Raw genomic sequence first — 13,196 nt, forward strand, 5'->3', positions numbered from 1 at the left:
GGGTAGCTCACCGTGGTCAAAGCCTCTTGCCACAAATGCGGTGTGGCGAACAAGCTCAAGGTACTCAAGGGCTTCACCCGAGCTGCCCACGTCTAAGGAGTGCGCGGCGAAGCAGCAGTCGACATGAGGAAGCGCTTCATCGTATATCTGCTCATAGTTCGAATTGCCATTTGAAGCGAGCATTTGCATCACGTTAGAATAACCTCAGAACGTCTCCGCGCACAGAGCTCAGCCTGTCAAAATTACATTAGGCAGAATTGTAGTGGAAGCCATTCAGCTCGACTCACATTTCGGTCCAAAGGCCGGGCTGATAGATGTGATCTTTATCCACGGCTTTTCAGGCGACGGGATGAAGACATGGACGAACTCGTCAGGCCAGTTCTGGCCGCGCTGGCTTCTAGATGAATTTGAGGGACTGGCAGTATTCAGCGTCAGATATGCTTCGAGCATTTTTTGGCGAAAACCTAACCATTCTCTTCGCGAGCTTGCCATTGCACTAATCGAAAAAATCACTAGTTCGCCACTTCGAAGAAACAATACGCCTATTGTTTTCGTCTGTCACAGCCTTGGCGGCTTGGTCATCAAGGAAATACTTAGTGTAGCAAGAGACAATGATCGTTGGAAAAATCTAATCAACAACACGAAGTTGGTTGTATTTATAGCTACACCACATTCAAGGCTCTCGTTACTGAGGTCTTTCGCCGCTGTTCCGGGGTTTTCAAAGCTGCTCTTGCTCCTAACTAAGACTGAACGTCTGGACCGATTGGGCGATGTCTATAGGGGTCTTGCTCTCTCCAAAAAGATTGAGACTGTTGTTTTCTATGAGCGCTACCCCACTAAGCTAAAATGTCACTTTAAGCTAACAATTGTGAACAATAGAGATGCGGATCCTAAGGCATCGACGGCGAATAGCATAGTTACACCGATTCCGATCGACGCCGACCACATAGATATCTGCAAGCCGAAAGAGCGCGACTATCTTCTGTTTCAGACAATACGAAATCGGATCGCAGGCCTCAGGCTGTCTCGCAATTTGACCTTATGGTCTACTAAGCCTGCTACATTAACTCAGGCCCCTACTGCGGTGTCTAGCGACGAGGGGGTGGGAGGGGCGAGCGAGCAAGCATCAAGATCTCGAATCAACCGTAGCTGGATCGTCCTTGGCGTCCTGTGCGTAGTGGGCGGGATTTTCTTCTCGCTGGCCTCAATGAGACGAGTTTCCAACGAATCAGACGTCGTGCCTGCGCGAGACGGTAGTATTTATTCTGAGGGCGGATTGAATGATTCGTCTCCCCCCATTGCTCCTGGTTTTGTTGAAGTCGACGATGGAGTGGCCAGGAATGATCCGCAAAGAAATCTTGAGCAGAAAGGTAGTCAGGAAGGGGTGGAGGTAGTTGCTTGGGCCCGTGCTCTGAGCTTGGATACCCTCATCGCTTACCGTTCGTACATTGATGAATTCCCGGATAGCAAACAGGCAGCGGACGCCAAATCAACGATCGAGGAGATCGACGAATTGAAATGGCTTCGTGCTCTAAGGCAAGGTTCGATTGCTGCTTACGTGGAATACTTGATTGAGGTGCCGACTGGTCGGTGGGCAGAGTCGGCGGCGCGGTCGATAGCCAGGCTGGTGAAAGCAGATGGAGGGGGGCTTCGGCGCCCGGATCGATCGGAATTGCGGACTCAGGAATCTAAGCGTGTAAAGAGGGCTGGAAGCGCTCGCAAGCGACCGAGGGCGCGCGACAACGACGACTTTGAAGTCCCCTAGAGTTTGAAATGTGTTTAGTATTAGAGATCCGGTCACTCGCTGTGACGTAGAGAGAATAGAGAATAATGAAAGGTATAGTGATGTGGAATTGTATAAGATTAGCCTACATTCTTGGCGTGTTGGGTCTTTTTGCTCTCATGTCCAGCATCGTAGACTCGTCGGTTGCGATGGCCGCTCATAAGAAGGGGCTCAGTGCTGGGGAGGCGGGTGTCACTCAGTTTGGCTCAAAAGCGTGCGGCGAAATTGGGGTGTACTCAGCGACTGGTGCAGTTCTTGTCGTTGTAGTCGGCAGTTCGGGCGCACTGAATTGCATCATTAGAATCACTAGGGCGCATATCGCTGCGTCGGATATTAGTTCTGGCTATGTATGCGTAACTCCAGACAGCGCCAAGTTTGCCGAATTTGTCCGGGAGGATGACCCTCGAGCTTTAAGCGAGCGGAATTTTCAGGCGGCACTCGCCATCGGACGAAGGAATGCAGCTCGAAATCATGCCGTCCTCAAGGTTGTATACATTACTACTTCAAGTGGTCCGCCCCATCGTGAGCCGCGATGCAGCCGGCTGGTAGGGACAAGATAAGTTCTTTCGCCCTCCTGCAATCGTTTTGCAGCAAAGTAGTTCGCGTGAACGATATGCGGGAGCCTGTCAAGCCGTTCTGACCAGCTGCGTTGCGCCTCGCTGTGCGGTAAGAGTTGGCCCGCGTCTCGCTTGGTTGATCCGTCGCCGCGAACTAACCGATCTCCGTCCTCGCGAAATCGTCGCCCTTGTATAGCAGCGGTTCGCCGCGGGTCAGCGCCAGGGCATAGGCGAAGCAGTCGCCGTAGTTCAGGCCGGCGGCGTGGCGGCCTTTGCCATAGCGGCGCCAGGCGCGGCGCGCGGCCTCCATCTGCTCGGCGTCGACCGGGACGATCTCGGCGCCGATCTTGAGCAGCCAGAGGTCGAATTCGCGGCCGCCGGCATCGCCGAGCCGGGTCTCGAGTACGATGGTCGCTTCGAGCACGGTAGCGGCGGAAATCAGGCGGACCGGATCGTCGGCGATCCGCGCTTCGAGCGCCGCGGCATCCGGCTCGTCGAGCGCGATCGCCACGATAACGGAGGTGTCGATCACCATCAGCGCGGCAAGCCTTGCTCGTCGTAGCCAAGGATCTCGTCCGCGGTCCCGTCGTCGCGGACCGGCATCGCGCGCCAGCGCTGCCGGATCGCCGCCATGTCCTCCAGCAGCTCGGCGCGGCGGGATTGTCCGCCGACCCGACGTAGCCGCTCTTCCAGCGCGCGCTTCGTCGCCTGGGTGATGGTTTCGCCGGTCGCTTGCGCGAGATTGCGCGCCAGCCGCTCGGTCTCAGGGTCCTTGATGCTCAACGCCATGGTTGGTTCCTTGGTACCTAGCTGGGCATTTTCTACCTTCACACATCCCAAAGGGGAAGTGCCTTCGTTTTCTCCTGCAACTCCTTCGCATCCACCATATCTGGGTCTGACTGAGGCGCATGGCCGCAAATGTGGCGGCGTCCTTGGCCGGCGGGGGCGGATGTGCTATGGCGCAGCCGCCGCTTCCGAACCGCTATCCCGTAACCGCTCGCATCCGATGAACCGGCTGCGACGGTGGAGACTTTTCCCATGAGCACAGCCAACCCCGCCTCCGCGCCCGACAGCTTCTTTTCCGCCTCGCTCGAGCAGGCCGATCCCGAGATCGCCGCTGCGATCCGCGGCGAACTCGGCCGCCAGCGCCACGAGGTCGAGCTGATCGCCTCCGAGAACATCGTCAGCCGCGCGGTGCTGGAAGCGCAGGGCTCGGTGATGACCAACAAATACGCCGAAGGCTATCCGGGCAACCGCTACTACGGCGGCTGCGAATTCGTCGACGTCGCCGAGAATCTCGCGATCGATCGTGCCAAGAAGCTGTTCGGCGCCAATTTCGCCAACGTCCAGCCGAACTCCGGCAGCCAGATGAACCAGGCGGTATTCCTGGCGCTGCTGCAGCCCGGCGATACCTTCATGGGCCTCGATCTCGCCGCCGGCGGCCATCTCACCCACGGCGCCCCGGTCAACATGAGCGGCAAGTGGTTCAAGCCGGTGCACTACACGGTGCGCCGCGAAGACCAGATGATCGACATGGATGCGGTCGCCAAGCTCGCCGAGGAAGCCAAGCCGAAGCTGATCATCGCCGGCGGCTCGGCCTATCCGCGCGCCTGGGACTTCAAGCGCTTCCGCGAGATCGCCGACAGTGTCGGGGCGTATTTCATGGTCGACATGGCGCACTTCGCCGGCCTCGTGGCAGGCGGCGTCCATGCCTCGCCGGTGCCGCACGCCCATGTGGTCACCACCACCACCCACAAGTCGCTGCGCGGCCCGCGCGGCGGCCTGATCCTCACCAATGACGAGGCGCTGGCCAAGAAGTTCAACTCGGCGATCTTCCCCGGCCTGCAGGGCGGCCCGCTGATGCACGTGATCGCCGCCAAGGCGGTGGCGTTCAAGGAAGCGCTGCAGCCCGACTTCAAGGTCTACGCGAAGAACGTGGTCGAAAACGCCAAGGCGCTTGCGGAAACGCTGCGTGGCGCCGGCTTCGATCTGGTCTCCGGCGGCACCGATAACCATCTGATGCTGGTCGACCTGCGGCCGAAGGGGCTGAAGGGCAACGTCTCGGAGAAGGCGCTGGTCCGCGCCGCCATCACCTGCAACAAGAACGGCGTCCCGTTCGACCCCGAGAAGCCGTTCGTGACCTCCGGCCTGCGCCTCGGCACCCCGGCGGCGACCACTCGCGGATTCGGCGTCGCCGAGTTCCAGCAGGTTGGTCACTTGATCGCTGAGGTGCTGAACGCGATTGCGCAGTCGTCCGATGGCGCCGCGCCGCTGGTGGAAGCCTCGGTGAAGCAGCGGGTGAAGGAATTGACGGATCGGTTTCCGATTTACCAGTAAACAGCCCCGTGATGGCCGGCCTTGTGCCGGCCATCCACGTCTTGACGGCGTGGCAGCGGTACGAAGACGTGGATGGCCGGGACGAGCCCGGCCATGACGAAAGGTGAGGGACCCATCCCCTCGAGGTCACTGAGGACGCGTCGCGATGCGCTGCCCGAACTGCAACAGCCTCGATACCCAGGTGAAGGATAGCCGCCCGACCGAGGATTCCTCGGTGATCCGGCGGCGGCGGGTGTGCATCGCCTGCAACTTCCGCTTCACGACCTTCGAGCGGGTGCAGCTCCGCGAGCTGATCGTGATCAAGCGCAACGGCCGCCGGGTGCCGTTCGACCGCGACAAGCTGGTGCGCTCGGTGCAGATCAGTTTGCGCAAGCGGCCGGTGGATCCGGAGCGAGTGGAGCAGATGGTATCGGCGATCGTGCGCGAGCTGGAGAGCGGCGGCGAGGCCGAGATCTCGTCGGAGATCATCGGCGAAAGCGTGATGGAGCATCTGCGCAAGCTCGACGACGTCGCCTATGTCCGGTTCGCCTCGGTGTACCGCAATTTCCGCGAGGCCAAGGATTTCGAGGCCGTGCTCGGCGAACTCTCTCACGAAGACGAGGCGAGGGCGGCGCTGGTCCGCAAATGATCTTCCGCATCCTGGAGGAGCAGATCGGCCACAAGCTCGCCGCCGAGAAGGCGGCCAAAGCCGCAGGTTACGCCGACCAGCGTTTCATGCAATTGGCGCTGGCGCTGGGCCGGCGCGGGCAGGGGCGCACCGGAACCAATCCGGCCGTCGGCGCGGTGCTGGTCAAGGACGGCGTCATTGTCGGCCGCGGCTGGACCCAGGACGGCGGCCGCCCCCATGCCGAGGTCGAGGCGCTGCGCCGCGCCGGCGAGGCGGCGCGCGGTGCCACGCTTTATGTCACGCTGGAACCCTGCTCGCATCACGGCCGCTCGCCGCCCTGCGCCGATGCGATCGTTGCCGCCGGCATTGCTCGGGTGGTGTCGGCGATCGAAGACCCCAATCCGCTGGTCGCGGGCCAGGGCCACGCGAAGCTGCGCGCCGCCGGAATCGCGGTCGAGATCGGCATCTGCGCCGATGAGGCGACCCACGACCATGCCGGCCACCTTTGCCGGATCAGCGCCCGCCGTCCGCATGTGACGCTGAAGCTGGCGGTTTCGGCCGACGGCAAGATCGCCGCCGCGGGCCACAAGCAGGTCGCGATCACCGGCGAGGCGGCGAACGCCCGGACGCATCTGCTGCGCGCCCGGTCGGATGCGGTGCTGGTCGGCATCGGCACCGTGCTGGCCGACGATCCGGAGCTGACCTGCCGGCTGCCCGGGATGGCGGCGCAGTCGCCGATCCGTGTCGTGCTCGACCGATCCTTGCGGATTCCGTCGGCCAGCAAGCTGGTGCATTCGGCCCGGACCACGTCGCTGTGGCTGATGGCCTCCGAAATCGCCGAGGCCGCCACCGCCGCGCGACTTGGTGCCGCCGGTGCCGAGGTGGTCCATGTGGCCGATTGCGCCGCCGCGCCGGGGCTGGATCTGCCGGCGGTGCTGCACGCGCTGTCGGACAAGGGCGTCACCCGGCTGCTGGTCGAAGGCGGCGCCCGCGTCGCCGCGGCGTTCGTCACGCAGCGGCGCGCCGACGAAATCCGGCTGTGGCGCAGCGAGACGACGATCGGGCCCGACGGGGTCGACGCGCTGGCGGGGCTGCCGCTCGCCGCGATCACCGATTCACCGCATTGGCGCGTTCGCAGCAGCGAGCGCGTCGGCTCCGACACACTCACCATTTATGATCCCAACTAGAAGGTCTTCCATGTTTACCGGCATCGTCACCGACATCGGCGAGATCGAGACCGTCAGGCCGGTCGCGCAGGGGCAGTTGCACCGGCTGCGGATTCGCTGCGCCTATGACCAGTCGACCATCGTCGACGGCGCCTCGATCGCCAGCAACGGCATCTGCATGACAGTGGTCGGCTCAGGCACCGAAGGCGGCAGGACCTGGTACGAAGTCGACGCCGGCGCCGAGACGCTGGCCAAGACCACGGCGAAAGCCTGGTCCGCCGGCACCCGGCTCAACCTGGAGCGCGCGCTGAAGATTGGCGACGAGCTCGGCGGCCACATCGTCACCGGCCATGTCGACGGCATTGCCAAGGTGGTGGCGCGCGAGGAGCTGCCCGACATGGCGCGCTTCACCCTGGAGGCTAGCCGCGAACTGGCGCGGTTCATTGCGCCGAAGGGCTCGGTGACGCTCGACGGCACCTCGCTGACGGTGAACACGGTCGAGGACACCAAATTCACGGTGCTGATCATCCCGCACACGCTGTCGGCGACCATCTTGGGCGGGTGGCAGGTCGACAGCGAGGTCAATATCGAGGTCGACCTGATGGCGCGCTATGCGGCGCGGCTCAGCGAGATGAAATAGGCGGCAGACACGGACGAGGACGTCATACGCGGGCTTGGCTTTGCGCCGGCCTCCGCCTACAACCCGCAGGCCCTCATGGTGAGGAGGCGCGAAGCGCCGTCTCGAACCATGAGCTTCGCGGCGCTCATCCTTCGAGACGCGGCCAATGGGCCGCTCCTCAGGATGAGGCCCGTACTGGCCGAGATGCAGACAACCGACCGAAGAAGAAGCGACACATGGCAGACGCGCGGCGCGCACCCCTGAAAGACCAGACCGACGTTTCGGGCGCGCGCGTCCTGATCGTCGAGGCGCGGTTCTATGACGACATCCAGGACGCGCTGCTGGAAGGCGCAGTCGCCGAGCTGAACGCTGCCGGCGCCACCCACGACGTGCTCACCGTGCCCGGCGCGCTGGAAATCCCCGCTGCGGTCGCGATCGCGATCGATGCCGCCGAGGCCGCCGGCAAGCCCTACGACGCGGCGATCGCGCTCGGTTGCGTGGTGCGCGGCGAGACCATCCATTTCGAGATCGTGTCGATGGAGTCGGCCCGTGCGCTGATGGACCTCAGCGGCGCGCGAAAGTTTCCGCTCGGCAACGGCATCATCACCGTCAACACCGACGAGCAGGCCTGGGCGCGGGCGAAGCCGGGCGACCTCAACAAGGGCGGTGACGCCGCGCGCGCCGCGCTGGCGATGCTGCGGATCAAACGCCGGTTGGCGAAGGCTTGATGCCGATGGCCGAGATCAACAAACCCGCGTTCAAGAAGCCCGATCTTAAAAAGATGACGCCGAAAGGCGAGCGCAAGGCCAACCGGCGCGGCGCGGCGCGGCTCGCCGCGGTGCAGGCGCTGTACCAGATGGACATCGGCGGCGCCGGCATCAACGAGACCTTCGCCGAGTTCGAGAGCTTCTGGATCGGCAACGAGGTCGAGGGCGAGCAGTATCTCCCCGCGGAGGCCGCTTTCTTCCGCGACATCGTCTCGGGGGTGGTGCGCGAGCAAAAGCAGATCGATCCGCTGATCGACGATCTGCTCGCCAAGGGCTGGCCGCTGGCGCGGATCGATGCGATCCTGCGCGCGGTGATGCGGGCAGGGGCCTATGAGCTCGAACACCGCAAGGACATCCCGGCGCGCGTGGTCGTGTCCGAATATGTCGACGTCGCCCACGCCTTCGTCGAGAAGGACGAGACCGGCATGGTCAATGCCGTGCTCGACCAGATCGCCCGCCAGTTCCGCGAGGACGAGTTTACGCGCTGAGCGCGGGACGCCGCAACAATGGCGGACTAACCTTGCCCCGCGTGCGGGGAGAGGTCGGATCGCATCGCGAGATGCGATCCGGGTGAGGGGGCGCCTCCGCGAGGCCGAGAGTCAATGCTCGAGGCACCCTCACCCCAGCCCTCTCCCGCAAGCGGGAGAGGGAGCGCGCCGTGCCTTGGGTAACGTAGGTGCAATGACGGCGAGGTTCTTGCTTCGATGCCCTCCGGTGAAGACGATCTGATCGCACGCTACTTCAAGCCGCTGGCGACCGATCCCGGCGCGCGGGGGCTGGTCGACGACGCCGCCGTGCTGGCGGCGTCCGCAAGCGATCTGGTGCTGACCACCGACGCGATCGTCGAGGGCGTGCACTATCTTCCCGACGATCCGCCCGCCGCGATCGCCCGCAAGGCGCTGCGGGTCAATCTCTCCGACCTGGCCGCCAAGGGCGCAGAGCCGGCCGGCTTCCTGCTGACACTGGCGCTGCGCCAGGCCGATGAGCGTTTCCTCGCCCCGTTCGCCGCCGCGCTCGGCGAGGATGCCGCGACGTTCCGCTGCCCGCTGCTCGGCGGCGACACGGTGTCGACCCCGGGGCCGATGATGATTTCCGTGACCGCGTTCGGCCGGGTGCCCCCGGGCCGGATGGTGCTGCGCGACGCGCTGCGGCCCGGCGACGCCATTGTGGTCACCGGCACGATCGGCGACGCCGCGCTCGGGCTCGATCTGCTGCAGGGCCGGGCGACGGCGGCCAGCGATGCCGGCCGTGCCTTCCTGATCGATCGCTACCGGGTGCCGCAGCCGCGCTCGGCGCTGGCGCCGGCCGTGCGCGATCATGCCGGGGCGGCGATGGACGTCTCCGACGGACTCGCCGGCGATCTCGCCAAGATGTGCGCCGCCTCTGGCGTCACCGCGACTCTCGACGCCACCGCAGTGCCGTTGTCGGATGCTGCACGTGCGATCATCGGAACCGATGAGTCGAAGCTGGCGCGATTACTCAGCGGCGGCGATGATTACGAACTGCTTTGCGGCATTGCACAATCCAGGCTTGATCAGTTTCTTGCTGCAGCGCAGCGGGACGGTGTCCGGGTGAGCGTGATCGGCGTCGCCGAAGCCGGAACCACGCCGCCGCGCTGGCTCGGCGCAAACGCCCGCGAAATCCCGCTGAAGACGCTCTCTTTCAGTCACTTCTGACACTTAGTTCCAGGTATTCCGGCGCCAGGAAGGCCGATGGAATTGCCCGAAGGTGAGCGGAAAAGCCCAGCTTAGTCCCTTCGCAGCGATTGCGGAGCACCTGTGATTTTGGCAAGGTCCGCCGCGATTTGAGGCTGCCCCGCAAAAGAGGGCACGCCATCTTGTTGCGCGCCCGCGCCGCTCCCGCAGCGCAGGCACGGGGGTGAAACTCGGGACTGAGGCAATCAGGTATGACAGCTCTATGGGTGATCGTGCTCTGCGGAGCGCTATCGATCGTATACGCCATCTGGGCGACCTCGTCGGTGCTCGCTGCCGACCAGGGCAACGCGCGGATGCAGGAAATCGCGGGCGCGGTGCGTGAAGGCGCGCAGGCCTATCTGAAGCGGCAGTACATGACCATCGCCATCGTCGGCGTGGTGATCTTCGCAGCTCTCGCTTACTTCCTCGGCGTGCTCGTGGCGATCGGCTTCGCGGTCGGTGCGATCCTGTCGGGCGCCGCCGGCTTCATCGGCATGAACGTGTCGGTGCGCGCCAACGTCCGCACCGCGCAGGCGGCCACCACCTCGCTTGCCGGCGGCCTCGAGCTCGCCTTCAAGGCGGGCGCGATCACCGGCCTTCTGGTTGCCGGCCTCGCGCTGCTCGGCGTCACCCTGTATTTCATCTACCTGATCCAGTTCGCCGGCCTCGGTCCGCGTGACCGCACCGTGATCGACGCGCTGGTCGCGCTCGGCTTCGGCGCCTCGCTGATTTCGATCTTCGCCCGTCTCGGCGGCGGCATCTTCACCAAGGGTGCGGACGTCGGCGGCGACCTCGTCGGCAAGGTCGAAGCCGGTATTCCGGAGGACGACCCGCGCAACCCGGCGACGATCGCCGACAACGTCGGCGACAACGTCGGCGACTGCGCCGGCATGGCCGCCGACCTGTTCGAGACCTATGCGGTGACCGCGGTCGCCACCATGGTGCTGGCCGCGATCTTCTTCGGCGCCGCTCCGCCGGAGCAGCTCCAGAACGTGATGACGCTGCCGCTCGCCATCGGTGGCATCTGCATCCTGACCTCGATCGCCGGCACCTTCTTCGTCAAGCTCGGCGCTTCCCAGTCGATCATGGGTGCCCTGTACAAGGGCCTGATCGCCACCGGCGTGCTGTCGCTGGTCGGCGTCGGCGCCGCAATCTGGTGGCTGGTCGGCTTCGGCCCGCTGCCGGGCGTCAGCTTCACCGGCATGTCGCTGTTCCTGTGCGGCGTCGTCGGCCTCGCGGTCACCGGCCTGATCATCTGGATCACCGAATACTACACCGGCACCGACTTCCGCCCGGTGAAGTCGATCGCCCAGGCCTCGGTCACCGGCCACGGTACCAACGTGATCCAGGGTCTCGCCATCTCGATGGAAGCGACCGCGCTGCCCGCGATCGTGATCATCGCCGGCATCCTGATCACCTACAGCCTTGCCGGCCTGTTCGGCATCGCGATCGCCACCACCACCATGCTGGCGCTGGCCGGCATGATCGTCGCGCTCGACGCCTTCGGCCCGGTCACCGACAACGCCGGCGGCATCGCCGAAATGGCCGGCCTGCCGAAGGAAGTGCGCAAGTCGACCGACGCGCTCGACGCGGTCGGCAACACCACCAAGGCGGTCACCAAGGGCTACGCGATCGGCTCCGCCGGTCTCGGCGCGCTGGTGCTGTTCGCAGCCTACAATGAAGACCTCAAGTTCTTCATTGCGCAGAAGTCGCCGTACTTCGTCGGCGTCGCTCCGGACTTCTCGCTGAACAACCCGTACGTCGTGGTCGGCCTGCTGTTCGGCGGCCTGCTGCCGTACCTGTTCGGCGCGATGGGCATGACCGCGGTCGGCCGCGCCGCCGGCGCGATCGTCGAGGAAGTGCGTCGCCAGTTCCGCGAAAAGCCCGGCATCATGAAGGGCACCGACAAGCCGGACTACGGCAAGGCGGTCGACCTGCTGACCAAGGCGGCGATCAAGGAAATGATCATCCCGTCGCTGCTGCCGGTGCTGTCGCCGATCTTCGTCTACTTCGCGATCTACGCGATCGCGGGCGGCGGCGTGGCCGGCAAGTCGGCGGCATTCTCGGCGGTCGGCGCGATGCTGCTCGGCGTGATCGTCACCGGCCTGTTCGTCGCGATCTCGATGACCTCGGGCGGCGGCGCCTGGGACAACGCCAAGAAGTACATCGAGGACGGCCACCACGGCGGCAAGGGCTCCGATGCCCATAAGGCCGCGGTGACCGGCGACACCGTCGGCGATCCCTACAAGGACACCGCGGGTCCGGCCGTGAACCCGATGATCAAGATCACCAACATCGTCGCCCTGCTGCTGCTGGCGGTCCTGGCGCACTAAGCGGCAGGAGAGGTTGGACCGACATCAGGCCCCGCGGCGCGAGCCGCGGGGCTTTTGCTTGCGGGAACGTCGTAGGATGGATTTCGCTGCGCTCGACCCATCTACAAACGCCGCGTGTCTGCTACATCAAGCAGCGGCCGACACAACAACAGGAGCCGCCATGTCGCTGTCATCCGCCAAGAACTACGCGCTGCGCGCCGCCAAGTCGCAGGACCAGAAGGAGGCCGCCGAATTGCTGTCGAAGGCGATTCTCGAGCTGGCGAGTTCGATCGAGGCGACCGACGCCAAGATCAAGAAGATCAACAAGGACAAATCATAGGCGTAGGATCGGCCGGGTCCGGCTGGGAGCTCGGTGCATGGCGATCGACACGGCGCTGGAAGCCAACGGCCTGCGCTTTGCGGTCGACATCGCGGGGCAGGGCGACACCGTCGCGCTGCTGCTGCACGGCTTTCCGGAAGCGCGGCAGTCGTGGCACCGGCAGATCCCTTTCCTGGCGGAACTCGGCTGGCGAGTGGCGGCGCCGGACTTGCGCGGCTATGGCGGCTCGGCTCGGCCGAGCGGCAAGGCCGCTTACACGATCGAGCATCTGACCGACGACATCGCGGCACTGTTCGCTGCGCTCGGCGGCAAGCGCCGTATCCTGATCGGCCACGATTGGGGCGGGGTGATCGCCTGGCAGGTCGCGCTGCGCAGCAAGGTGCATCTCGACGGGCTGGTCATTCTCAACGCGCCGCATCCCGACGCGTTCGCCCGCGAGCTGCGCCGCGGCTGGACCCAGCGCCGCCGCTCCTGGTACGTCGCCTTCTTCCAATTGCCGTGGCTGCCGGAATGGCTGCTGACGCGAAAGGGCGGCGCACCGCTGGTGAAGATGTTCAGGAGCCACAGCCACAAGATCCCGGCCGAACAGCTCGAGATTTATCGCCGCAACATCCTACAGCCGGGCGCGGCCACTGCGATGCTGAACTACTATCGCGCCAACTTCTCCGGCCTTGCCGGCGGCGCCGGCAGCAATCCGGTGATCACCGTGCCGACGCTGATGATCTGGGGCAACAACGACCTCGCGCTCGACATCAAGCTGACGGAGGGCAACGAGATGTTCGTCGAAGATTTCACCCTGCGCAAGCTGCCGCGGGCCTCGCATTGGGTGCAGCAGGACGCACCCGACGAGGTCAATGCGACGATCGCCGAGTGGGCACGGGGCAAGGGGCTGGCGTAGCCGGCACTGCGCTGCTGAGATGGGTTTCGCTCACGCTCAACCCATCCTACGAGGGCTCAGGTAGGATGGGTTGAGCGCAAGCGAAACCCATCAAACCTATCGACACCATTGCATTG

Annotated in this window: 14 protein-coding genes; 11 read left to right on the forward strand and 3 right to left on the reverse strand. The window is 64.4% G+C overall.

From position 1 onward, the window contains the following. Positions 1-189, reverse strand: a 189-nt coding sequence (locus tag DU475_RS24060) for a hypothetical protein (protein WP_205524290.1), incomplete at its 3' end; no start/stop codon positions are given. A 73-nt stretch (positions 190-262) separates the two neighbouring features. On the opposite strand from DU475_RS24060, the gene DU475_RS08665 reads away from it, so the two are divergent. Next, positions 263-1,765 (forward strand): esterase/lipase family protein, encoded by a 1,503-nt coding sequence (locus DU475_RS08665; RefSeq protein WP_164631741.1) that lies wholly within the window; start codon positions 263-265, stop codon positions 1,763-1,765. 729 nt (positions 1,766-2,494) lie between these two features. Here the strand turns inward: DU475_RS08665 and DU475_RS08670 are convergent. Together DU475_RS08670 and DU475_RS08675 are read right to left on the reverse strand one after the other, a co-directional pair. After that, entirely contained in the window at positions 2,495-2,875 is a 381-nt protein-coding gene (locus tag DU475_RS08670) for a type II toxin-antitoxin system VapC family toxin (RefSeq protein ID WP_164631742.1), read from the reverse strand. Beyond that, entirely contained in the window at positions 2,875-3,129 is a 255-nt protein-coding gene (locus DU475_RS08675) for a type II toxin-antitoxin system VapB family antitoxin (RefSeq protein ID WP_164631744.1), read from the reverse strand. The genes DU475_RS08670 and DU475_RS08675 overlap by 1 nt, the downstream gene beginning before the upstream one ends. A gap of 249 nt (positions 3,130-3,378) precedes the next feature. Between DU475_RS08675 and glyA the strand changes: the two genes are divergently transcribed. From glyA to DU475_RS08720, 10 genes are all read left to right on the forward strand, one after another. Then, entirely contained in the window at positions 3,379-4,677 is a 1,299-nt protein-coding gene (gene glyA / locus DU475_RS08680) for a serine hydroxymethyltransferase (RefSeq protein WP_047308132.1), read from the forward strand. A gap of 145 nt (positions 4,678-4,822) precedes the next feature. After that, positions 4,823-5,305, forward strand: coding sequence for a transcriptional regulator NrdR (gene nrdR, locus DU475_RS08685; RefSeq protein WP_013502479.1), 483 nt, complete (start codon positions 4,823-4,825; stop codon positions 5,303-5,305). Continuing rightward, a complete protein-coding gene (gene ribD, locus DU475_RS08690) occupies positions 5,302-6,471 on the forward strand; it encodes a bifunctional diaminohydroxyphosphoribosylaminopyrimidine deaminase/5-amino-6-(5-phosphoribosylamino)uracil reductase RibD (protein ID WP_164631746.1) in 1,170 nt (389 codons plus the stop codon). The genes nrdR and ribD overlap by 4 nt, the downstream gene beginning before the upstream one ends. 10 nt (positions 6,472-6,481) lie before the next feature. Further along, a complete protein-coding gene (locus tag DU475_RS08695; protein WP_013502477.1) occupies positions 6,482-7,090 on the forward strand; it encodes a riboflavin synthase in 609 nt (202 codons plus the stop codon). 215 nt (positions 7,091-7,305) lie between these two features. Beyond that, on the forward strand, positions 7,306-7,797 hold the full coding sequence (gene ribH / locus DU475_RS08700) for a 6,7-dimethyl-8-ribityllumazine synthase (RefSeq protein WP_164631748.1): 492 nt from the start codon (positions 7,306-7,308) through the stop codon (positions 7,795-7,797). 5 nt (positions 7,798-7,802) lie between these two features. After that, positions 7,803-8,324: a transcription antitermination factor NusB gene (nusB, locus tag DU475_RS08705; RefSeq protein WP_013502475.1), complete on the forward strand. Its 522-nt coding sequence runs from the start codon at positions 7,803-7,805 to the stop codon at positions 8,322-8,324. Between the two features lie 216 nt (positions 8,325-8,540). After that, positions 8,541-9,512: a thiamine-phosphate kinase gene (gene thiL, locus DU475_RS08710; RefSeq protein ID WP_164631749.1), complete on the forward strand. Its 972-nt coding sequence runs from the start codon at positions 8,541-8,543 to the stop codon at positions 9,510-9,512. Positions 9,513-9,742: 230 nt separating this feature from the next. Further along, on the forward strand, positions 9,743-11,863 hold the full coding sequence (locus DU475_RS08715; RefSeq protein WP_047308274.1) for a sodium-translocating pyrophosphatase: 2,121 nt from the start codon (positions 9,743-9,745) through the stop codon (positions 11,861-11,863). Between the two features lie 160 nt (positions 11,864-12,023). Continuing rightward, positions 12,024-12,182 carry a hypothetical protein gene (locus tag DU475_RS24065; protein WP_011158284.1) on the forward strand — a complete coding sequence of 53 codons (159 nt, stop codon included), beginning with the start codon at positions 12,024-12,026 and terminating at the stop codon, positions 12,180-12,182. A 37-nt stretch (positions 12,183-12,219) separates the two neighbouring features. After that, positions 12,220-13,080, forward strand: coding sequence for an alpha/beta fold hydrolase (locus DU475_RS08720; protein WP_164631751.1), 861 nt, complete (start codon positions 12,220-12,222; stop codon positions 13,078-13,080). Positions 13,081-13,196 lie beyond the last annotated feature (116 nt).

Source organism: Rhodopseudomonas sp. WA056 (assembly GCF_010906995.1).
GTDB lineage: Bacteria > Pseudomonadota > Alphaproteobacteria > Rhizobiales > Xanthobacteraceae > Rhodopseudomonas > Rhodopseudomonas palustris_G.

What these genes read in the sequence shown, in the direction of transcription:
- DU475_RS08670 (WP_164631742.1), bottom strand. Translation starts at nt 2,875, where the DNA reads ATGGTGATCGACACCTCCGTTATCGTGGCGATCGCGCTCGACGAGCCG.
- DU475_RS08675 (WP_164631744.1), bottom strand. Translation starts at nt 3,129, where the DNA reads ATGGCGTTGAGCATCAAGGACCCTGAGACCGAGCGGCTGGCGCGCAAT.
- glyA (WP_047308132.1), top strand. Translation starts at nt 3,379, where the DNA reads ATGAGCACAGCCAACCCCGCCTCCGCGCCCGACAGCTTCTTTTCCGCC.
- nrdR (WP_013502479.1), top strand. Translation starts at nt 4,823, where the DNA reads ATGCGCTGCCCGAACTGCAACAGCCTCGATACCCAGGTGAAGGATAGC.
- ribD (WP_164631746.1), top strand. Translation starts at nt 5,302, where the DNA reads ATGATCTTCCGCATCCTGGAGGAGCAGATCGGCCACAAGCTCGCCGCC.
- DU475_RS08695 (WP_013502477.1), top strand. Translation starts at nt 6,482, where the DNA reads ATGTTTACCGGCATCGTCACCGACATCGGCGAGATCGAGACCGTCAGG.
- ribH (WP_164631748.1), top strand. Translation starts at nt 7,306, where the DNA reads ATGGCAGACGCGCGGCGCGCACCCCTGAAAGACCAGACCGACGTTTCG.
- nusB (WP_013502475.1), top strand. Translation starts at nt 7,803, where the DNA reads ATGGCCGAGATCAACAAACCCGCGTTCAAGAAGCCCGATCTTAAAAAG.
- thiL (WP_164631749.1), top strand. Translation starts at nt 8,541, where the DNA reads ATGCCCTCCGGTGAAGACGATCTGATCGCACGCTACTTCAAGCCGCTG.
- DU475_RS08715 (WP_047308274.1), top strand. Translation starts at nt 9,743, where the DNA reads ATGACAGCTCTATGGGTGATCGTGCTCTGCGGAGCGCTATCGATCGTA.
- DU475_RS24065 (WP_011158284.1), top strand. Translation starts at nt 12,024, where the DNA reads ATGTCGCTGTCATCCGCCAAGAACTACGCGCTGCGCGCCGCCAAGTCG.
- DU475_RS08720 (WP_164631751.1), top strand. Translation starts at nt 12,220, where the DNA reads ATGGCGATCGACACGGCGCTGGAAGCCAACGGCCTGCGCTTTGCGGTC.